A 19,675-nucleotide genomic window follows, 5' to 3' on the forward strand; every position below is an offset into this window, starting at 1 on the left:
TTGGAACCACCTGATCCCATCCCGAACTCAGTAGTGAAACGATGCATCGCCGATGGTAGTGTGGAGTTTCTCCATGTGAGAGTAGGTCATCGTCAAGCTCCTAATTCCAAAGCCCCTGATCAGCGAAAGCTGGTCGGGGGTTTTGTTTTTTCGGGGCTGGGAAATGCGGGCACCTTACGTAGGGCGAGTAACCCGGGACGGGTTATCCGCCGCGATGGCGGATAACGCTTGAGGCGTTGTGCATCCTGCGTCCTGCGTCCTGCGTCCTGCGTCCGGCGCCAGCCGGGGAGCCATGACAGATGCGGTTTTCGCGGGCATGGCCCGCTCCTACAAGGGAGTGAGGCGCTTGGTCATGATGAGGGTGCGCTCTTCGCCGTGGAGTTGCTCTCGTACCACGTGATAGCCCAGGCGGGCGTAGAAGCTTTCGGCGGTGAGGGAAGAGGGGACCAGCAGGGCCTCTATGCCGCGCTTCAGGGCGGCTTTCTCGATTCTGGCCATCAGCGCCTGGCCGATGCCTTTGCGCTGCTGCTGTGGCGCTATGAAGAGACTGCGCACGGTATTGCCATCCAGGGCGCCAGTGCCCGCGATCTCTTCGTCCAGTAGTGCGACGAATACCAGGCGTTGCTTGAGTAGCTGGACCACCCGTTCAGGCGAGAAGTTCGCCACCACCGATTCTATGACGCTCAGCGGGTAGTCTTGTCCATTGCTCTCCCTCACGGCCGCTACGATGATGCGGCTAATGGCCTCGGCGTCGTCGCTGTGGCCCTGTCTTATCAGCAAATCCATCGGTGTACGCTCCCTGCTATCGTGTCTGCCCATCCTGACGGCATTAGCGGCGGGAAGGTAGAGCGGAATCGCAGGCAACAAAAAAGGCGCCCTGGGGCGCCTTTTTTGTTGGGATCACCGATCAGCCGTTGTGGCGTTTCAGGATCAGGGTGGCGTTGGTGCCGCCGAAGCCGAAGCTGTTGCTCATGACGGTGTCGATCTTCGCGTTTTCGCGGGTCTCGCGCAGGATCGGCAGGTCGGCGACTTCCGGGTCCAGTTCGTCGATGTTCGCGGAACCGGCAATGAAGTTGCCTTCCATCATCAGCAGGCAGTAGATCGCTTCGTGAACGCCAGCGGCGCCCAGGGAGTGGCCGGACAGGCTCTTGGTGGAGCTGATGGCCGGAGCCTGGTCACCGAACACGGCGCGCACGCCACGGATTTCAGCGACGTCGCCGACCGGGGTGGAGGTGCCGTGGGTGTTCAGGTAGTCGATCGGGGTGTCGACGGTCGCCAGGGCCTGCTGCATGCAGCGGATGGCGCCTTCACCGCTCGGGGCAACCATGTCGTAGCCATCGGAGGTCGCGCCGTAGCCGACGATTTCGGCGTAGATCTTGGCGCCACGCTTGAGGGCGTGTTCCAGCTCCTCGACGACGACCATGCCGCCGCCGCCGGCGATGACGAAACCGTCACGCTTGGCGTCGTAGGCGCGGGAGGCTTTCTCCGGAGTGTCGTTGTACTGGGTGGAGAGGGCGCCCATGGCGTCGAACAGGCAGCTCTGGCTCCAGTGTTCTTCCTCACCGCCGCCAGCGAAGACGACGTCCTGCTTGCCCAGCTGGATCTGCTCCATGGCCTGGCCGATGCAATGCGCGCTGGTGGCGCAGGCCGAGGAGATGGAGTAGTTCACGCCCTTGATCTGGAACGGGGTGGCCAGGCACGCGGAAACGGTGCTGCCCATGGTGCGGGTGACGCGGTATGGGCCGATGCGCTTGACGCCCTTCTCGCGCAGGGTGTCGATGGCTTCCATCTGGTTCAGGGTGGAAGCGCCACCGGAGCCGGCGATCAGGCCGGTGCGCGGGTTGGAGATCTGCTCGGGGGTGAGGCCGGAGTCCTTGATCGCCTGTTCCATTGCCAGGTAGGCATAAGCGGCGGCGTCGCCCATGAAGCGGAAGACCTTGCGGTCGATCAGCTCTTCCAGGTTCAGGTTGACCGAACCGGAAACGTGGCTGCGCAGGCCCATCTCGGCGTAGCTGGGGTTGTGGCGGATGCCAGCACGGCCTGCACGCAGGTTGGCGGAGACGGTGTCTTTGTCATTGCCCAGGCAGGAAACGATGCCCAGACCGGTGATCACGACGCGACGCATGCGGGATACCCTTAGAAGCTGTCAGTGGAGGTGAACAGGCCGACGCGGAGGCCTTCGGCGCTGTAGATTTCGCGGCCATCGACGCTGACGCTGCCGTCGGCGATGGCCAGAACGAGCGATCGATTGATCGTACGCTTGATGTGAATGTTGTAGGTGACTTTCTTGGCGGTCGGCAGGACCTGGCCGAAGAACTTCACTTCGCCCGAACCCAGGGCGCGGCCGCGGCCGGGGTTGCCCTGCCAGCCGAGGTAGAAGCCCACCAGCTGCCACATGGCGTCAAGGCCCAGGCAGCCCGGCATGACGGGGTCGCCTTCGAAGTGGCAGGCGAAGAACCACAGGTCCGGGTTGATATCCAGCTCGGCGACCAGTTCGCCCTTGCCGTACTTGCCGCCGACATCACTGATGTGGGTGATGCGGTCGATCATCAGCATGTTCGGGGCGGGCAGTTGCGCATTACCCGGGCCGAAGAGCTCGCCGCGGCTGCAGCGCAACAGGTCTTCTCGGGTGAAGGCGTTTTGTTTGGTCATGCGAGCTCCTCAAAAATCCTGGATAGCAGGCGTTGTCTGGCTTCTGCCTGCGGCGCCGCTTCCGTTGTTCTTGTCACGGTGTCATGCGGCAGCCTAGTCATAGACTATTGCCTTTGAGTGAAAGTCACAGCAATCGGCGAACGCTTGTTCACTTTTCACCGACGCCAGGTTTCCCTGTCGGGACGCAGGCCTTGGGCCGGTCCGCAGTTTGCGGGCAAGTGCTCGTAGGATCAACGACCTGGAGCAACCCAGCGCTGCAGAATCCGCTGCAACTCCGCACGTTTGAATGGCTTTGCGAGGTAGTCGTTCATTCCCGCCTCCAGGCACGCCTCGCGGTCGCCCTGCAGTGCGTTGGCGGTCAAGGCGATGATCGGCACCTCTTCACCACCGGGTTTGGCGCGGATCTGCCGGGTGGCTTCGTAGCCGTTGAGCACCGGCAGGCGGCAGTCCATCAGAATCGCCGCGAAATCGCCACGCTCGGAGGTGCGCACTGCCTGGGCGCCATCACCCACCAGCGTGACGCGATAGCCCAGGCTGCGCAACATAGCTTCTATGACCGTTTGATTCACCGGGTTGTCCTCCACCAGCAAGACGGACTGACCAGTGGCAAGGGCATCGACGCTGCTCAGCCCATCCTCTGCGGCACGTTGGCGCGCGCGGAAGGGCAGGGGGATTTCCAGGGTGAAGGTCGAGCCGCAGCCTTCCTCGCTCACCGCGCTCAGGGTGCCGCCCATCCGTTCGGCCAACGTGCGCGCGATGGACAAGCCCAGCCCGGTGCCGCCGTAACGCCTGGAGGTGGACGAGTCGGCCTGCTGGAAGGCTTCGAACATATGCTCCAGGCGCTCGCGGGAGATGCCGATGCCGCTGTCCTGCACCGAGCAGACGAGCCACAGCACTTCGTCGTCCAGCGCCTGCCAGGTGGCTTCCAGGCGCACGCCGCCCTCTTCGGTGAACTTCAGGGCGTTGCCCAGCAGGTTGACCAGAATCTGCCGGATGCGTGTGGGGTCGCCTTGTACCTCCAGGTCGTCCAGTCCGTCCTGCACGTTCATTTCCAGCGCCAGGCCGCGCTGCTGGGCGCTGTGCTGGAAGACCTGGATGGAACTCTGGATCAGTTCCAGCAGGTTGAACGGGATGCGCTCGAGTTCCAGCGCGCCGCGCTCGACCCGGGAGAAGTCGAGGATGTCGTTGATCACCTTGAGCAGGTGCTCGGTGGATTCGGTGGCCAGCGCGCTGTATTCCGCCTGTTCCTGGTTCAGGTCGGTGGTTTCCAGCAACTGCAGCATGCCCAGCACACCGTTCATCGGCGTGCGCAGCTCATGGCTCATCATCGCCAGGAAGTCGGACTTGGCGCGGTTCGCCTCTTCGGCTTCCTCTCGTGCCGCCACCAGTTGGGCGATGCTGCGCTCCTGTTCCAGGCTGGCCTGCTGCAGGCCGCGGGCGAGGTTGTTGATGTGCCGGGCAAGGTCGCCGACCTCGCCGTCATCCGGCACCGGCAGGGTGGTGTGGTAGTCCCCGCTCTGGATCGCCTGGACGGCCCGGCCCATGGTGCGGATCGGCGCCGCCAGGCGGCGGGCGAGGCGGCGCGCCAGCAGGTAGGTGAGGATCAGCGCGAACAACGCCAGCAGGCTGGCCTTGAGGAGGATTTCCTGCTGCCGCTCGCTGAAGGCGTCGCTGGCCATGCCCACCACCACGCGGCCGAGGTAGTCACCACTGGGCGGCGCCGCGGCCGGCAGCAGGTCGCTGGAGCCCGCCAGGTCGCTGCCGTTGAGGGCGATGTTCTCGCGCTGGATCGAGGCGTGGAAGATTTCCACCTTGGTGCTCGCCTGGGCGGGATCGGCGGCATGCTCGACGTACACGAGGATATTGTCGCCCCGATCGCGCACCTCGATGAAGCGCACGTGGGCAGTGCTCAGCGTCGCCCGCAACAGGCTCTGCAGCACCGGCAGGTTGCCGGAGATCACCCCGTACTCCGCGGCGGGGGCGAGCTGGTTGGCGATCAGTTGGCCGGTATGGTTGGACTCCAGGCGCAGGTCCTGCAGGCGTGAGTAGGTGAAATAGCTGGTCAGCAGCACGGTCAGCAGCAGCGCCGGGCCGAGGCTGATGGCCAGCATGCGCGTCTGGATGTTCCAGCTCTTGCGGGAACTCATGGTTTCTCTCCTTCGGCCAGGCGCTGCGCGAGTTCCGCGTCAACTGGCAGGTCGATGCCGAGCGAACGCGCCACCTGGCGGTTGCTTTGCACCTTGAAGCGTTTGGGGTAGAGGCTGCGCGGCCATTGCTGCGCGGGTTGCTCCAGCAGGCTGTCGAGGGTTTCCAGCCAGTCGCTCTGGTCGCTGTAGGTGCTGGCCAGGCTTCCGGCCCTCACGAAGGCGGCGGTGGGGCCGATCAGTGCGCGGTTCTCAGCGTAAGCGCTGAGGAGGATGCCCTTGATGGTTTGCGCGTTATAAAGCTGTTTGTCGTCCAGCCCGAGCAGCAGGTCACTGCGTGCGAGCAATTCGCGCAGCGGCCGGCTGTCGTCGGCGCGGGTCTGCCGTTCGCTGACCAGCTCCACTCCCAGCTTTTCGGCCGTGTGCTGCAGCTCCTCCAGGAGGAATTCGCTGCTGGGCCCCAACAGCACGCCGATACGCTGCGGACGTGGGCTCATCTGCAGGGCCAGGGCCAACTGGCGTGCCGGTGGCGGATCGCTCCACAGCAGGGTGAGGTGCGGCACGTCGCGCCCGCCCAGAACCTGCCGGGCTTCGACGCGGCTGACCAGTAACGTCAGTGCCGGCGGCGCGTCGTGGCTGGCCAGGCGCCAGTTCAGTGCGCCGCTGCCCAGCAGCAACAGGCGTGTCTCACCATCCAGCTTGTCAGGCGGGGGCAGGTTCTCGGGGGACTCCAGCCGCACCTGGTCGTGGGGACGGCGTTTTGCCAACGCGTCGGCGAAGTCCTGCAGGGCGGCGCTCTGCTCGGTGCTGACCAGGAGGAGCTCGCGGGCCTGCGCCGGCAACGCGAACAGGCAGGCCAGCCAGAACAGCAGGGCGGTGAGAAGGGGGCCGGGGCTCGTCCATGAGCGGCGGGCAGACATGCTAGAAGTCCACCTCGGCGCTGAAATAGAGCAGGTGGCGATTGTCGTAGCGGTTTTCCGGCCAGGTCAGCGGTTCGTCGTCCAGACGCTGCTGCAGAACGCCGGCCAGCTCCAGCGCCGCGCGGCCCAGGGGAATGCGCTTGGCTACGCGCAGGTCCACGCGCTCGAAGCGGTGTTCGTTCAGCGCATCGTCGCCGTAGTAGAAGAGGGCGCTGGACCAGCCGCGGCCCCAGTCGCGCATCCAGCCGGCGGAGCCGCTGTTGCGCGCGGTCAGGCGCTGGTCGTAACGGCTGCTGGCGTCATAGTCGACGTAGGCGTAGGTCAGGCGCACGCGGTCCTGCCGCGTCAGGCGCCAGTCCAGCTGGGTTTCCGCGCCGCTGAAGCGGATGTCGTTGTCGTTGGTCGGTTCGAAGTCGGAGACCTTCAAGGGATCGCTGATCAGCCCGTGGATTTCGTCGTAGTAGGCTTTGATGTCCAGCGCCAGGCCGAGTTCGTCGAACTGGCCGTTGTAGCCGATTTCCCGCGAGCGCATGCGCTCCTGGTCGAGGTCGCCCGGCCCGTGGGCGCGGGCGAAGTAGTAGGCGCTGGACTGCCCGTACACGGGCGTCGAGAGGTTGCGCACCCGGTAGCTCCAGTTCACGTCGTTCTCGTACATGTCCGGCGAGCGCACGGCCTCGGAATACACCGCGCGCAGGCTGTGGCGCGGGGTGATCAGGTAGTTGAGGGCCACGCGCGGGCTGACCGAGCTGCCGGAGAGCTGGTCGTCCTCCACCATCGCGCCGCCCTGCAGCAGCCAGTGCGGCGTCAGGTGCCATTCCAGCTGGCTGAACAGGCGCCAGATATCGTTGTTCACCGTGCCGTCGAAGTAGGTTTCCGAGGAGGCCTGGTCGTGGCGGTAGCTCATGCCGCTGACCAGCCGCACGCCATCGGCGAGGCTGAGGGTGTCCTGGACTTCGAGGTCGTAGCGGGTCTCGCGGATGTTCTGGTTCACCTGCCCGCACACCGGCAGGTAGGCGCCCGCCGCCAGTTGCCGGACCACCTGTTGGGCCAGCGCCCGCTCCTGCGCCGTTCCGCGGGGAATGCGCGGTAGCGAGTCGGCGAAGTTCTGTACGTATTTCGGGTTCAGCTCCCATAGCTGCGCGAGCTGCGGGCTGAAGGCGATCTGCGCCTCGCACGCGCCGAAATCCTGCAGACGTTCCCAGTGCTCGGCGTAGCCCTGCACGTAGAGGCTGTGCTCGGGGTTCACATCGAAGGTCCAACGCAGGGAGCCGGCGTAATCGCGGGCGGTCAGGTCGGAGTTGTCGTCGCCGGCGGCGATGTTGCCGAAGATCGGCTGGTAGGCGTAGGGCCGCTGGTTGCTGCCTTCCTTCGCGGCGAGCTGCCAGTCCAGGCTGTTGCGCAGGTCGAGGCTGTGGCTGGCGACCAGGTTGAAGCGGCTCAGGCGGCGGCCGTCGCGGTAGTTGCGGTCGAACTGGTCGTGGTCGAAGCCGTCGTCTTCCTGGCCGGAGAGCGACAGTCGATAGTCGCCGGAGCGGTCATGGAGGCCCTGGCTGGCGTACCAGTCGCGGACGCCATTCTGCCCAGCGGTGTACTTCAGCCGTGTGCCCTGGCTGTCGGCGGGGTGGCGGGTGAGGATGTTGATCACGCCCATCAGCGCGTTGGCGCCGTAGCTCACGGCGTTGGGCCCGCGGAAGACCTCGATGCGGTCGATGTCCTCGATGGCCACCGGGATATCGCTCCAGTCCACCGTCGCCAGGCCCGGGCGGTACACCGAGCGGCCGTCCACCAGCACCTGCAGGCGCCGTGCCTCGGTGACGTTGGTGCCGTGGTAGTTCACCGTCGCCTGGTTGCCCGACAGGTAGCCGACCATCATGCCCGGCACCAGGCGCATCAGCTCGGGAATGTCGCGAGCGCCGGAGGCCTTGATCAGGTCGCGGTCGAGCACCGTCATGCTGCCGGGGACTTCGGCCGGGGACTGTTTCAGCCGCGTCGCGGTCAGAACCTCGGGAACGTCGAGGCTGTCCACGAACAGATCGCCGGCCACGGCCTTGCCCGCCAGCAGCGCGGCGAGCAGGGAGAGCGGCAGGGGAGCGCGGACGGGACGGTACACGGAACGGCCTTGTTCTCGGTTTTTTCTGGGGGCGGTCAGCGCCTGCAGCCAGACGTTTTCCACAACAGGGATGTTAAACGAGGCTGCGCTGATTACCAGTCCGGCGATCCGGGCTGGTCGGTCGCCGATGCGGCCTTATAATGCCCCAATCGCCGCTCCCGGGCGGCCACCAATGGAACAGACATGACACAGCAGCAACCGATCGCCGTCCTCGGTGGGGGCAGTTTCGGCACCGCCTTCGCCAACCTGCTGGCGGAAAACGGGCAGTGCGTTCGCCAGTGGATGCGCGACGAGGAACAGGCCGAGGCGATCCGCACCCGCCGCGAGAATCCCAATTACCTCAAGGGCGTGCGCATCCATGCCGGCGTGGAGCCGACCACGGACCTGGCGGCGACCCTGGCCGAATGCGAGATGATTTTCGTCGCGGTGCCGTCCAGCGCGCTGCGCAAGGTGCTCGACGGCCGCAGCGAAGCGCTGGCCGGCAAGATGCTGGTCAGCCTGACCAAGGGCATCGAGGCACAGAGCTTCAAGCTGATGAGCCAGGTGCTCGAAGAGATCGCGCCGAAGTCCCGCATTGCGGTGATCTCCGGCCCGAACCTGGCGCGCGAGATCGCCGAGCACGAGCTGACCGCCACCGTGGTCGCCAGCGAGGACGAAGACCTTTGCGCCCAGGTGCAGCAGGCCCTGCATGGCCGCACCTTCCGCGTCTACGCCAGTGGCGACCGCTTCGGCGTCGAGCTGGGCGGCGCGTTGAAGAACGTCTACGCCATCATCGCCGGCATGGCCGCCGCGCTGGGCATGGGCGAAAACACCAAGGGCATGCTGATCACCCGTGCCCTGGCGGAGATGACCCGCTTCGCCGTCAAGCTCGGCGCCAACCCCATGACCTTCCTCGGCCTGGCCGGCGTGGGCGACCTGATCGTCACCTGTTCGTCACCCAAGAGCCGCAATTATCAGGTGGGCTTCGCCCTGGGCGAAGGCCTGACCCTGGAAGACGCCGTGGCGCGCATGGGCGAGACCGCCGAGGGCGTGAACACCCTCAAGGTGCTCAAGGCCAAGGCTGACGAGCTGCAGGTTTACATGCCGCTGGTGGCTGGCCTCAACGCCATCCTGTTCGGCGGCCGCACCCTGGCACAGGTCATCGAGGCGCTGATGAGCGGCGAGCCGAAGACCGACGTCGACTTCATTCCCACCACCGGTTTCTGAGGAGGTTTCGCCATGTCTGTTGAACGTGAGGAGAAGGAATCCCTGGTCCTGCGCGTCGTCTGGATGCTGGTTTTCGCGCTGGTCTGGTTCGTCGCCGAGATGATCCTCGGCGCCGTGGTCGTCATCCAGCTGATCTACCGCATCATCTACGGTGCGCCCAGCGCCAGCCTGATGGGCTTCGGCGACAGCCTGAGCCAGTATTTCGCGCAGATCGGCCGCTTCGGCACCTTCCAGACTGACGCAAAGCCCTGGCCGTTCGCCGACTGGCCGAGCGCCCGCGCCCCGGAAGGCGAAACGCCGCACGACGTGCCGCCGGCAGCGCACCCGGTGCGCGACGAGGAGCCCAGGCTGTGAAGCTCTGGCTGCTCCGTCACGGCGAAGCCGAACCCCAGGCGCGCCGCGACGCCGAGCGCCGCTTGACAGCCCACGGCACCAAGGAAGTGCTGAAAAGCGCCGCCCAGCTCGCCGGTCAACCGCTGGACGGCATCCTCGCCAGCCCCTACGTGCGTGCCCAGGAAACCGCCGAGCTGGTGCGCGAGGCGCTGGGCTTCGAGGGTTCGGTGGGCACTGCGCCCTGGCTGACCCCCGACGATGACCCCAAGGACGTGTTGCGCTTCCTCGACGGCCGCGGCGAAAAGAACCTGCTGCTGGTCACCCACCAGCCATTGGTGGGCGCGCTGGCCGGCCTGCTGGTACACGGCAGCCGCAGCGACGCCGTGCCGTTCGGCACCGCCACCCTGGCCGAGCTGGAAGGCGAAGTACCGCTGGCCGGCTTGATGGAGCTGGTGTCGCTGTACCACCCGCGGCATTCCTGACGTCGCGCAAAGCCCCTGGGCGTTCTGTGCCTGGGGCAATCCCTCTCCCCAGCCCTCTCCCTTAAGGGAGAGGGAGCCGCTCGTGCCGGCTGATGCCATGGCTGTTCCTCCTGCCGAACAGTCCCCTCTCCCGCTTGCGGGAGAGGGCTAGGGAGAGGGGGCTCTTCCTCCGCACACAATTCTTGCCCGAATGTTTCCGCGCGACGCCCGTCGCAGAGCGGCTGGCGCCCATCCTTCGGTTAAATCCTACAAAAGTTCACACGACCAGCCTTGTTTGCCACGGCATCGCGTGGAATATTCGACCAAGCAAGTGCTTGGTTGATCCATCGCGATATCCCTGAGCTACACCTCTGACAACAAGAACAAAGGAGGGGCACGTGGTTAAAGCAGTCCGATTACCACTCGACCTGTTCTATCAGCGCGAGAAGAGCCATCCGAACAAACGCTACCTGGTGCAGCCGCTCACCGGCGGCGACGTGCAGACCCTGACCTGGGGCGAAGTGGGCGAGCAGGCCCGCCGCGCCGCTGCCTGGCTGCGCAGCCTGGAGCTGCCCGACGGCAGCCGGGTGGCGATCATTTCGAAGAACTGCGCGCACTGGATCGTCGCCGACATCGCCATCTGGATGGCCGGCCACGTCTCCGTGCCGCTGTATCCCAACCTCACCGCCGATTCGGTGCGCCAGGTGATGACCCACTCCGAAGCGCGGGTGGCCTTCATCGGCAAGCTGGACGACTGGCCGGCGATGGAGGGCGGCATTCCCGACGGCGTGCCCACCGTCGCGCTGCCGCTGCACCCGCAGGGCCGCTTCGACCAGCAATGGAGCGACCTGCAGCAGTGGGCGCCGATCAGCGACGACCCGCGCCCGGACGCCGCAACCCTGGCGACCCTCATCTACACCTCCGGCACCACCGGCACGCCCAAGGGCGTGATGCACACCTTCGGCAACTTCGCCTTCGCTGCCAGCCATGCCATCGACCTGTTCGGCGTCGGCGAGGAGGACCGGCTGCTGTCCTACCTGCCGCTGTGCCACGTGGCCGAGCGCATGTTCGTGCAGATGGCGTCGATCTACGCCGGGCAGACGATCTTCTTCGCCGAGAGCCTGGACACCTTCGTCGCCGACATGCGCCGCGCGCGGCCCACGGTGTTCTTCGGCGTGCCGCGCATCTGGACCAAATTCCAGATGGGCGTCTACGCGCAGATGCCGGCGCAGAAGCTCGACCGCCTGCTGCGCCTGCCGATCGTCGGCCGATTGGTTGGCCGCAAGGTGCTCGCCGGCCTCGGCCTGGACGCCGTGCGCTACGCCCTGTGCGGCGCCGCGCCAGTGCCGGAGGCGCTGCTGGACTGGTACCAGCGGCTGGGCCTGAACGTGCTGGAGGTCTATGGCATGACCGAGAACTGCGGCTACTCCCACGTCTGCCGCCCCGGCGAACAGCGGGCCGGCTGGATCGGCCGCAACAGCCCCGGTGTGGAAGTGCGCATCAGCGACGAAGGTGAGGTGCAGGTGCGCAGCGGCGCGACCATGGTCGGCTACTTCAAGGACCCGGAACGCACCGCCGAGACCCTCACCGAGGACGGCTTCCTGCGCACCGGCGACAAGGGCGAGCAGGACGCGCACGGCAACCTGCGCCTGACCGGCCGCATCAAGGAGATCTTCAAGACCGCCAAGGGCAAGTACGTGGCCCCGGCGCCCATCGAGAACCGCCTGGCCGTGCATTCGCGCATCGAGCAGATCTGCGTGGTCGGCGACGGCCTGATCGCCCCGCTGGGCCTGTGCGTGCTCTCCGAAGTCGGTCGCCAGGAAGCCGCCAACGGCTCGCGCAGCCAGCTGGAGCAGAGCCTGCAGGCGCTGCTGACTGAGGTGAACGATGCGCTGGACAAGCACGAACGCCTGGCCGGGCTGGTGCTGGTCAAGGACGTCTGGACGGTGGACAACGGCTTCCTCACGCCGACCCTGAAGATCAAGCGCAACGTGGTGGAAGGGACCTACGGCAAGCGCTTCAATGAATGGGCGGAGCGCCGCGAGGCGGTGCAATGGCATGAATGACAGAAGGAATGCGGAATGACCTGGCGCACCACGCCCGACCTGGAAAAGCTCAACGCGAACCTGAAGAACACCATCGGTGAAGTGCTCGACATCCGCTTCGAGGCGTTCGACGACGACTCCCTGACCGCCAGCATGGTGGTGGATTCGCGCACCCACCAGCCCTACGGCCTGCTGCACGGCGGTGCCTCGGTGGTGCTGGCGGAAACCGTCGGCTCCACCGCCAGCTACTTGTGCCTGGACACCAGCCAGTACTACTGCGTGGGCCTGGAGGTGAACGCCAACCACCTGCGCGGCCTGCGCAGCGGGCGGGTGACGGCGGTGGCCAAGGCGGTGCACATCGGCCGCTCGACCCACGTCTGGGAAATCCGCCTGCACGGGGACGACGGCAAGCCGAGCTGCATCTCGCGGCTGACCATGGCAGTGGTGCCGCTGGAGCGTTGACCCTGCGCGGTATTTCCCTGTAGGAGCGGGCCATGCCCGCGACAGAGCGGCGCCGGGTCAATCGCGGACGGAGTCCGCTCCTACGCGGGCGCCATGGTTCCGCATTTCCTTGCAGGAGTGGATTCATCCGCGATGAATTTCGCGGATAAACCGATTCCTGCTCATCTGTGCGCGTGAACGTGCTCTTCGTAGGAGCGAGCTTGCTCGCGAACCTCGCCGGGAGCCATGACATCAGGCGGTTCGCGAGCAAGCTCGCTCCTACAGGTCCCATGCCGCTCGGCACCCTCGCAATTTTGTCCAAGACCCGCCGTTGCCGTGTCGGTACAGTGGGGCCATGGAACGCATCGAACACCACAGCAGCGGCCTGCCCGGCGTCCGTTTCATCGACGCCGAGTACCGCCGTTTCGCCTTTCCCCGGCATTTTCACCTCGACTACCACGTCGGGCTGATGCTCGACGGCTGCCAGCGCTACACCCATCGCGGTGAGCGTTCGCTGGCCGGGAACGGCGACATCCTGCTGATGAGCCCCGAGAGCATCCACGACGGCGCCAGCGAGGGCGAGGGCGGCTATCGCATCCGCGTGCTGTCCATCGACCCGCAGTGGCTGGACGACGCCTGCCGCGCCTTCAGTGATGACCGCCAGGGTGCGCCGCGCCTGACCGCTGCGCAGTTGCGCGATCCACTGTTGCAGGCCGAGTTGCAGCGTGCCCACGGGCTGATGCTGGGCGGCGAACGGCTGGCGCAGGAAGGCCAGCTCTGGCAGGCCCTGGCCGCGCTGCTGGAGCGCGCCTCCAGCCTGCGCATCCGCGAACCGGGGCAGGGCTTCGACGCACCGACCTGGGCGCGTATTCGCGAGTGGCTGGAGTCGCGCCTGGAAACCCCGCCGACCCTGGAAGAAATCGCCCAGTTCTGCGACCTCAGTCCCTGGCAGGTGCTGCGCCGCTTCCGTCACCAGTGTGGGTTGCCGCCGCACCAGTGGCTGACCCAGTTGCGTCTGGAGCGCGCGCTGCCGCGGGTGATCAAGGGCCAGCCGTTGTCGGAAATCGCCCTGAGCCTGGGCTTCTATGACCAGGCGCATTTCAGCCGCCTGTTCCGCCGTACCTACGGATTGCCGCCCGCGCGACTACGTCAGCGCTGATCCACCCCCCGTTTCCTTTCCCACTGGAGAATCCCGCGATGCAGGAGGTTCACGTCTTGCTCATGCTCACCGCCGTGTTCGCCGTCGCCCTGGTCAGCCCCGGCCCGGACGTCGCGCTGGTGGTGCGCACCTCGTTGCACCAGGGCCGCCGCGCTGGCGTGCTCAGCGCCCTGGGCCTCGCCTGCGGCATCCTGGTCCACGGCACCCTGGTGCTGACCGGCGTGTCGCTGCTGCTGGCGCGTTCGCCGCTGCTGTTCAGTGCGCTGCAACTGGTGGGGGCGGCCTACTTGGGCTGGCTCGGCATCGGCGCGCTGCGCGCGTTGCGCAAGCCGGGCGGGGCAGGGCGCATCGATGGGGAGTTGGCCGAGTCGCGGCTCGGCCCCTGGCTGCGTGGGCTGGCGACCAATCTGTTCAACCCCAAGGCGCTGGTGTTCTTCCTCGCGCTGCTGACGAGCCTGATCCCGGTGGACATGTCCGCGCCGGGCAAGGTTTCGGTGGCGGTGATGCTCTTCGTGATCGGCTTCGCCTGGTTCAGCCTGCTCAGCATCCTCCTCACCCGGCCGTTGTGGCAGCGGCGGTTGTTGCGTGCCGTTCCCGCCATCGACGGCGCGTGCGGCGTGGTGTTCCTGCTGGTGGCGGGCGGCATCCTGTTCAGCGTGGTGAACCACGCGGCGCATTGGGTGTGAGGCTGCCGGCGGGTAACGCGTGCCGCGTTATCCGCCGCAAAAAGGGAGCGATCAGGGCAAACCCGCCGGAGCGCCATGGACTTTGGCCGTAGTGCCGTCATTCGCGGGAGTGCGGGTCATTGCCGCGTCCCCGGTGCTGTCGGAAAATTCAGGCTGTCATTTCCCTGAGTTCACGCAGCATGTCGCAAGCGGTCTTCTTCGCCCACGCCAATGGCTTCCCCTCGGGGACCTACGGCAAGTTGTTCGATGCCCTGGAGCCGGATTACCGGGTCCATCGGCTGGACATGCACGGCCATGACCCTCGCTTCCCGGTGAACGACAACTGGGAAAACCTGGTGGAAGAGCTGCTGCATCACCTGCAGGCGCTGGACGAACCGGTGTGGGGCGTCGGCCATTCCCTGGGTGGTGTGCTGCATTACCACGCGGCGCTGCGCAAACCGGAGCTGTACCGCGGCGTGGTGATGCTCGACTCGCCCCTGCTGACCCTGGCCGACCAACTGGTGATCCGCGTCGCCAAGCGCTTCGGTTTCATCGACCGACTGACGCCCGCCGGCCGCACCCTTGGCCGCCGCGAGGATTTTGGCGACTTCGAGGAGGCGCTGGACTACTTCGCCGGCAAACCCCTGTTCAAGCGCTTCGACCGCGACTGCCTGGAGGCCTATGTCCGCCATGGGCTGGCACCGTCGCCAGCGCGTGGCCTGCGGCTGAAGTTCGACCCGGCCACCGAAATCTCCATCTACCGCAACGTGCCGCACACCGCGCCGGGCCGCGCAACGCAACTGGCCGTGCCGCTGACCATGGTGCGCGGCCGCCATAGCCGCGTGGTGCTGCCGCACCATGCCCGCCTGATCGGCCGCATCCCCATGGGCGAGAGCCTGTCGCTGCCGGGCGGCCACATGTTCCCGCTGGAGCGCCCGCAGGACACCGCCGCGCTGCTCAAGACCGTCTTCGCCCGCTGGCAACAGCGCGCCAACGCCTAAGGAATCGCCATGACCGCCCACGTCCAGGAAATCCGCCTGAACCTGCCGCACATCGAGCTGGCCGCGCACCTGTTCGGCCCGGAGGATGGGCGCCCGGTGATCGCCCTGCACGGCTGGCTGGACAACGCCATGAGCTTCGCCCGCCTGGCGCCCCGGCTCGACGGCGTGCGCATCCTCGCGCTGGACTTCGCCGGCCACGGCCACTCCGGCCACCGCGCGCCGGGGGCCAGCTACCTGCTGTGGGACTACGCGCTGGACGTGCTGATGGTGGCCGACCAGATGGGCTGGGAGCGTTTCTCCCTGCTCGGGCATTCCATGGGCGCCATCGTCTCGGTGTTGCTGGCCGGCGCGATGCCCGAGCGCATCGAGCGACTGGCGCTGATCGACGGCCTGGTGCCCTACACCGGCGAGGCGGATACCGCGCCGCAGAAACTGGGTGAAGCCTTGCGCGCGCAACTGGCGCTGCCGAACAAGCGCAAGCCGGTGTACGACGCCATCGACCGCGCCGTGGAAGCGCGCATGAAGGGTGTGGGCGCCGTGAGCCGCGAGGCCGCGGAGCTGCTCGCCTCCCGTGGGCTGGTGCCGGTGCCGGGCGGCTACACCTGGCGCACCGACGCGCGCCTGACCCTGCCGTCACCGCTGCGCCTGACCCGCGCCCATGCGCGACAATTCGTCCAGTCCGTGCAATGCCCGGCCAGCCTGGTGCTGGCGCAGCAAGGGCTGATGATGGTCGAGCCGGCGACCCGCGAACTGCTCAAGGACCGGCCCTTCGAGGTCCATGAGCTGCCCGGCCGGCACCACCTGCACCTGGACGACGAGGCGGGCGCCGACGCCGTCGCGGCAATCTTCCGGCCCTTCCTCAAGGCCTGAGGGAAACACCCCGTAGCGCCCTGCGGCTTGACTAAAGCGGGGCCGGCCGCGACGCTGCACGGATCGCTTCAGGGAGATTGTGCATGCTCGACATCCAGACCGCCGCGCGCCAGGGGCCGGAACACCCTCACCTCGTCAGGACCGACGCGCACCGGATGTCACGGCTGCTCCGCACGCTGCTCGCCGGCGGCCTGCTCGGCTTCGCCAGCCTCGCCGGCGCCGCCGACCTGCCCGACAGCCATGACCTGGAGGTCCTCCCGCGCTTCCCGCGTTCGGAGATCGTCGACTTCAACCAGGCCGCCAGCCAGGAACGCATCTACCCGCAAGGCTCGATCAGCCGCATCAGCGGGCGCCTGCGCATGGAAGGCGAAGTGCGCGCCCTCGGCGACCTCACCGCCGTGACCTACCGCCTGCCCGACGAGGACTCCAGCCAGAGCGCCTTTGCCGCCGCGCGCAAGGACCTCCTCGCCGCCGACGCCACGCCGCTGTTCTGGTGCGAAAGTCGCGATTGCGGCTCCAGCAACCTGCTGGCCAACGCGGTGTTCGGCAATTCCAAGTTGTTCGGCCCGGACGAGCAGCAGGCCTACCTGCTGGTGCGCCTGGCTGCGCCCCACGAAAACAGCCTGCTGGCGGTCTACACCATCACCCGGGGCAACCGCCGTGCCTACCTGCACGCCGAGCAGCTGGACAGCGCCGCCGCCCTTGGCGAACTGCTGCCCAGCCCGGCCACCCTGATGCGCCTGCTCAAGGCCAACGGCGAGTTGACCCTGAGCCATGTGCCGCAGGAGCCGGGCGGCGCCTGGCTGGACCTGCTGGTGCGCACGCTGCGCCTGGACACCGGCGTGCGTGTGGAACTGGCCGGCCAGCACGCCGGCGACTGGCGTGCCGCGCTCACCGCCCAGGGCGTGCGCGACGCGCGCCTGGAGCAGGGCAAGGATGATGGCGAAGGGCTTCATCTGACCTGGCTGCGCTGATTCCCCTACGCACGAAGGCGAAACGCCCTACACTGGGGCTTTCGAGCCGACTGGGGTTTCCAATGTTCGACAACGATCGCCTGTTGCTGCGCCTGCTGTTGCTCGGCCTGCTGGGCGCGAGTATCTGGGTGCTGCTGCCGTTCTGGTCGGCACTGTTCTGGGCCGCCGTGCTGGCTTTTGCCAGCTGGCCGCTGATGCGCCTGCTGACCCACCTGCTGGGCGGCCGCCAGGCGGCGGCAGCGGGCGTGCTGACCGTCGGCTGGATCGTGCTGGTGGCGCTGCCGCTGGTGTGGCTGGGCTTCGGCCTGGTGGACCGGGTGCGCGAAGGTGTCGAACTGGTGAAGAACCTGCAGGTTGCCGGCTTGCCGCCGCCGCCTGCGTGGATGGCGCGGGTGCCGCTGATCGGCGACCGGCTGATCGGCTGGTGGTACCAGGCCGACCAGCAGGGCGTGGCGATGTTCTCCGCGCTCAAGCCGTACATGGGCGAGGTGGGCAACTGGGCCCTGGCGCGCAGCGCCAAGCTGGGCGCGGGCATCTTCGAACTGGTGCTGAGCCTGGTGCTGATCTTCTTCTTCTACCGCGACGGCCTGCGCCTGCAGGCGTTCGCCCATGGCGTGCTGGAACGCCTGATCGGCCCCGCCGCGCAGCAGTACATGGACATCATCGCCGGCACCGTGCAGCGCGTGGTCAACGGCGTGATCGGCACCGCCGCCGCCCAGGCCGTGCTGGCCACCCTGGGGTTCTTCATCGCGGGGGTTCCGGGGGCCTTCCTGCTTGGCCTGCTGACCTTCGTCTGCAGCCTGCTGATGGTGCCGCCGCTGGTGTGGGGGCCGGCAGTGATCTGGCTGTTCTACCAGGAGAGCTATGGCTATGCGGTGTTCATGGCGATCTGGGGCTTCTTCGTGATCAGCGGCGTGGACAACATCCTCAAGCCCTACCTGATCAGCCGCGGCGGCAACCTGCCGCTGGTGGTGGTGCTGCTGGGCGTGCTCGGCGGCTTGTTGAGCTTCGGCTTCATCGGCCTGTTCCTCGGGCCGGTGCTGCTGGCGGTGGTGTACAACCTGGTCAGCGCCTGGGTCGCCAGCTCGCAACGGCCTCCGCCGCCGCCGGTGGCTTGATGGGTGGGAGCGGGGGCTGCCCTCTCCCCAGCCCTCTCCCTGAAGGGAGAGGGAGCCGTTCGGCACAAGGTTGTCCTTCGGATTCAGCCGGCTGGATTCGAGCTTTCAACGCGCTGCGAGCAGTCCCCTCTCCCTTCAGGGAGAGGGTTAGGGAGAGGGTGCAATCGGCCACTCCGGAGTCCATCGCAAGCGCTGTTCGCGAGCAAGCTCGCTCCTACAGTAGTACTCCGGCGTAGGGCGAGTAACCCGGAACGGGGTGTACGCCTTGCGATCCGGCGAGCTCAGACGTGCTCGCTCCTCACCTGCACCAGCTTGTCCCGCCCGGCGCCCAGGCCGAAGGCGATGGCCGCCAGCGACACCACCACGAAGATCACCCCGGTCGCCGCCCAGCCGCCGGTGGCGTCGTGCACCACGCCGACCAGGAACGGCCCGCAGGCCGCCAGGGTGTAGCCCACGCCCTGGGCCATGCCGGACAGGCTGGAGGCGACGTGGGAGTCCGGCGCGCGCAGGACGATCAGCGCCAGCGCGGTGCTGAAGGCGCCGCCCTGGCCCAGGCCGAGCACCACGGCCCAGCCCCAGATGCCCGACAGCGGAGCCAGCAGCAGGCCCAGCAGGCCGGCGAGGGTCAGCCCCATGACGGTCACCACCGCCAGGCGCTGGTCCTTGCCGCGCGTCGCCAGCCAGGGCGCGACCAGGGCGCTGATCAACTGCACCATCACCGACCCGGAGAGCACCAGGCCCGCTTCCACCGCGCTCAGGCCCCGGTCGATGAGGATCGACGGCACCCAGCCGAAGACGATGTAGGCCAGCGACGATTGCAGGCCCATGTACAGCGTCACCTGCCAGGCCAGCGGGTCGCGCCACAAGCCGCTGACCTTGCGCGCCGCGCGGTGCGCGTGGTGGTTCTGGCGCGTCTGCGGCAGCCAGATCAGCGCGGCGACCACCGCCGGTATCGCCCAGAAGGCCAGCGCCGGCTGCCAGCTGTCGCCCATCAATCCGGCCAGCGGCACGGTGGCACCCGCGGCGAGGGCGGCGCCCAGGCACAGGGCCATGGTGTAGACGCCGGTCATGGTGCCGGCGATGTGCGGAAAGTCGCGCTTGACGATGCCCGGCAGCAGCACGCCGATGATGCCGATGCTGGCGCCGGCCACCACGCTGCCGATGAACAGCCCGGCCACCGGGAACAGGCTGCGCAGGACGATCCCGCCGGCAAGGGTGAAGAGGATCAGCAGCACGGTACGCTCGGCGCCGACGCGCCGCGCGAGCATCGGCGCCAGCGGCGCGAACAGGCCCAGGCAGAGCACCGGCAGGGTGGTCAGCAGGCCCGCGGCCGCCGCGGACAGGCCCGTGCCTTCGCGCACGCTGTTGAGCAACGGGGCGAGGCTGGACAGCGCCGGGCGCAGGTTCATCGCCACCAGCACCAGGCCCAGCAGCAACAGCCAGGTGCGGGGCGGGCGCGGGGCCGCCTCGGGTGAGCTGTCGTCCTCGGCGTCGATCAGCAGTTCGGCGGGCGGGCAGGACACCTTGTGCTCGGTGTCTTTCGGGTCATGGGGCAGGGACATGGTGGGCATTCCAG

At 67.3% G+C, this 19,675-nt stretch carries 18 protein-coding genes and 1 rRNA gene; 12 read left to right on the forward strand and 7 right to left on the reverse strand.

Annotation, left to right across the window (positions count from 1 at the left end):
* Positions 1-98 (forward strand): 5S ribosomal RNA (gene rrf, locus ACNFIA_RS19885); the annotation flags it as partial.
* Between the two features lie 229 nt (positions 99-327).
* Here the strand turns inward: rrf and ACNFIA_RS19890 are convergent.
* From ACNFIA_RS19890 to ACNFIA_RS19915, 6 genes are all read right to left on the reverse strand, one after another.
* Positions 328-786: a GNAT family N-acetyltransferase gene (locus ACNFIA_RS19890; protein ID WP_416788019.1), complete on the reverse strand. Its 459-nt coding sequence runs from the start codon at positions 784-786 to the stop codon at positions 328-330.
* 121 nt (positions 787-907) lie between these two features.
* The gene (gene fabB, locus ACNFIA_RS19895; RefSeq protein WP_416788021.1) at positions 908-2,125 is read right to left on the reverse strand and encodes a beta-ketoacyl-ACP synthase I; all 1,218 of its coding nucleotides are present in this window, start codon (positions 2,123-2,125) and stop codon (positions 908-910) included.
* An 11-nt stretch (positions 2,126-2,136) separates the two neighbouring features.
* Positions 2,137-2,652, reverse strand: coding sequence for a 3-hydroxyacyl-[acyl-carrier-protein] dehydratase FabA (gene fabA / locus ACNFIA_RS19900; protein ID WP_043250924.1), 516 nt, complete (start codon positions 2,650-2,652; stop codon positions 2,137-2,139).
* 230 nt (positions 2,653-2,882) lie between these two features.
* A complete protein-coding gene (locus ACNFIA_RS19905) occupies positions 2,883-4,799 on the reverse strand; it encodes an ATP-binding protein (protein WP_259754023.1) in 1,917 nt (638 codons plus the stop codon).
* The gene (locus ACNFIA_RS19910) at positions 4,796-5,716 is read right to left on the reverse strand and encodes an ABC transporter substrate-binding protein (RefSeq protein ID WP_416788024.1); all 921 of its coding nucleotides are present in this window, start codon (positions 5,714-5,716) and stop codon (positions 4,796-4,798) included. The genes ACNFIA_RS19905 and ACNFIA_RS19910 overlap by 4 nt, the downstream gene beginning before the upstream one ends.
* Before the next feature lies 1 nt (position 5,717).
* Entirely contained in the window at positions 5,718-7,826 is a 2,109-nt protein-coding gene (locus ACNFIA_RS19915; RefSeq protein WP_416788026.1) for a TonB-dependent receptor plug domain-containing protein, read from the reverse strand.
* Positions 7,827-8,009: 183 nt separating this feature from the next.
* Between ACNFIA_RS19915 and ACNFIA_RS19920 the strand changes: the two genes are divergently transcribed.
* The 11 genes from ACNFIA_RS19920 to ACNFIA_RS19970 all read left to right on the forward strand — a co-directional run bounded on the left by ACNFIA_RS19920 (position 8,010) and on the right by ACNFIA_RS19970 (position 18,099).
* Positions 8,010-9,032, forward strand: coding sequence for an NAD(P)H-dependent glycerol-3-phosphate dehydrogenase (locus tag ACNFIA_RS19920; protein ID WP_416788028.1), 1,023 nt, complete (start codon positions 8,010-8,012; stop codon positions 9,030-9,032).
* A 12-nt stretch (positions 9,033-9,044) separates the two neighbouring features.
* The gene (locus tag ACNFIA_RS19925; protein ID WP_416788030.1) at positions 9,045-9,386 is read left to right on the forward strand and encodes a DUF4389 domain-containing protein; all 342 of its coding nucleotides are present in this window, start codon (positions 9,045-9,047) and stop codon (positions 9,384-9,386) included.
* Positions 9,383-9,847 (forward strand): phosphohistidine phosphatase SixA, encoded by a 465-nt coding sequence (gene sixA / locus ACNFIA_RS19930; protein ID WP_259754031.1) that lies wholly within the window; start codon positions 9,383-9,385, stop codon positions 9,845-9,847. The genes ACNFIA_RS19925 and sixA overlap by 4 nt, the downstream gene beginning before the upstream one ends.
* A 377-nt stretch (positions 9,848-10,224) precedes the next feature.
* Entirely contained in the window at positions 10,225-11,892 is a 1,668-nt protein-coding gene (locus ACNFIA_RS19935; RefSeq protein WP_416788032.1) for an AMP-binding protein, read from the forward strand.
* A 15-nt stretch (positions 11,893-11,907) separates the two neighbouring features.
* Positions 11,908-12,333, forward strand: a complete 426-nt coding sequence (locus tag ACNFIA_RS19940) for a hotdog fold thioesterase (RefSeq protein WP_416788034.1) — start codon at positions 11,908-11,910, stop codon at positions 12,331-12,333.
* A 334-nt stretch (positions 12,334-12,667) separates the two neighbouring features.
* On the forward strand, positions 12,668-13,471 hold the full coding sequence (locus ACNFIA_RS19945) for an AraC family ligand binding domain-containing protein (protein ID WP_416788036.1): 804 nt from the start codon (positions 12,668-12,670) through the stop codon (positions 13,469-13,471).
* Between the two features lie 38 nt (positions 13,472-13,509).
* Positions 13,510-14,157, forward strand: a complete 648-nt coding sequence (locus ACNFIA_RS19950) for a LysE family translocator (RefSeq protein WP_416788038.1) — start codon at positions 13,510-13,512, stop codon at positions 14,155-14,157.
* Between the two features lie 179 nt (positions 14,158-14,336).
* Positions 14,337-15,137 (forward strand): alpha/beta fold hydrolase, encoded by an 801-nt coding sequence (locus tag ACNFIA_RS19955; protein WP_416788040.1) that lies wholly within the window; start codon positions 14,337-14,339, stop codon positions 15,135-15,137.
* A 9-nt stretch (positions 15,138-15,146) separates the two neighbouring features.
* On the forward strand, positions 15,147-16,007 hold the full coding sequence (locus ACNFIA_RS19960; RefSeq protein WP_416788042.1) for an alpha/beta fold hydrolase: 861 nt from the start codon (positions 15,147-15,149) through the stop codon (positions 16,005-16,007).
* A gap of 83 nt (positions 16,008-16,090) precedes the next feature.
* Complete coding sequence (locus tag ACNFIA_RS19965) at positions 16,091-16,981, forward strand: DUF4892 domain-containing protein (protein WP_416788044.1); 891 nt, start codon at positions 16,091-16,093, stop codon at positions 16,979-16,981.
* A 62-nt stretch (positions 16,982-17,043) separates the two neighbouring features.
* Complete coding sequence (locus ACNFIA_RS19970; protein ID WP_416788047.1) at positions 17,044-18,099, forward strand: AI-2E family transporter; 1,056 nt, start codon at positions 17,044-17,046, stop codon at positions 18,097-18,099.
* Between the two features lie 281 nt (positions 18,100-18,380).
* Here ACNFIA_RS19970 and ACNFIA_RS19975 read toward each other — a convergent pair whose 3' ends face one another.
* On the reverse strand, positions 18,381-19,661 hold the full coding sequence (locus ACNFIA_RS19975) for a CynX/NimT family MFS transporter (RefSeq protein ID WP_416788049.1): 1,281 nt from the start codon (positions 19,659-19,661) through the stop codon (positions 18,381-18,383).
* Positions 19,662-19,675: the final 14 nt, after the last annotated feature.

It is taken from the genome of Pseudomonas sp. NY15437, from assembly GCF_048068435.1.
GTDB lineage: Bacteria > Pseudomonadota > Gammaproteobacteria > Pseudomonadales > Pseudomonadaceae > Pseudomonas > Pseudomonas nitroreducens_B.

What these genes read in the sequence shown, in the direction of transcription:
- fabA (WP_043250924.1), bottom strand. Translation starts at nt 2,652, where the DNA reads ATGACCAAACAAAACGCCTTCACCCGAGAAGACCTGTTGCGCTGCAGC.
- ACNFIA_RS19920 (WP_416788028.1), top strand. Translation starts at nt 8,010, where the DNA reads ATGACACAGCAGCAACCGATCGCCGTCCTCGGTGGGGGCAGTTTCGGC.
- ACNFIA_RS19960 (WP_416788042.1), top strand. Translation starts at nt 15,147, where the DNA reads ATGACCGCCCACGTCCAGGAAATCCGCCTGAACCTGCCGCACATCGAG.
- ACNFIA_RS19950 (WP_416788038.1), top strand. Translation starts at nt 13,510, where the DNA reads ATGCAGGAGGTTCACGTCTTGCTCATGCTCACCGCCGTGTTCGCCGTC.
- ACNFIA_RS19910 (WP_416788024.1), bottom strand. Translation starts at nt 5,716, where the DNA reads ATGTCTGCCCGCCGCTCATGGACGAGCCCCGGCCCCCTTCTCACCGCC.
- ACNFIA_RS19940 (WP_416788034.1), top strand. Translation starts at nt 11,908, where the DNA reads ATGACCTGGCGCACCACGCCCGACCTGGAAAAGCTCAACGCGAACCTG.
- ACNFIA_RS19965 (WP_416788044.1), top strand. Translation starts at nt 16,091, where the DNA reads ATGCTCGACATCCAGACCGCCGCGCGCCAGGGGCCGGAACACCCTCAC.
- ACNFIA_RS19975 (WP_416788049.1), bottom strand. Translation starts at nt 19,661, where the DNA reads ATGTCCCTGCCCCATGACCCGAAAGACACCGAGCACAAGGTGTCCTGC.
- ACNFIA_RS19925 (WP_416788030.1), top strand. Translation starts at nt 9,045, where the DNA reads ATGTCTGTTGAACGTGAGGAGAAGGAATCCCTGGTCCTGCGCGTCGTC.
- ACNFIA_RS19955 (WP_416788040.1), top strand. Translation starts at nt 14,337, where the DNA reads ATGTCGCAAGCGGTCTTCTTCGCCCACGCCAATGGCTTCCCCTCGGGG.
- ACNFIA_RS19970 (WP_416788047.1), top strand. Translation starts at nt 17,044, where the DNA reads ATGTTCGACAACGATCGCCTGTTGCTGCGCCTGCTGTTGCTCGGCCTG.
- ACNFIA_RS19890 (WP_416788019.1), bottom strand. Translation starts at nt 786, where the DNA reads ATGGATTTGCTGATAAGACAGGGCCACAGCGACGACGCCGAGGCCATT.
- ACNFIA_RS19945 (WP_416788036.1), top strand. Translation starts at nt 12,668, where the DNA reads ATGGAACGCATCGAACACCACAGCAGCGGCCTGCCCGGCGTCCGTTTC.
- fabB (WP_416788021.1), bottom strand. Translation starts at nt 2,125, where the DNA reads ATGCGTCGCGTCGTGATCACCGGTCTGGGCATCGTTTCCTGCCTGGGC.
- ACNFIA_RS19905 (WP_259754023.1), bottom strand. Translation starts at nt 4,799, where the DNA reads ATGAGTTCCCGCAAGAGCTGGAACATCCAGACGCGCATGCTGGCCATC.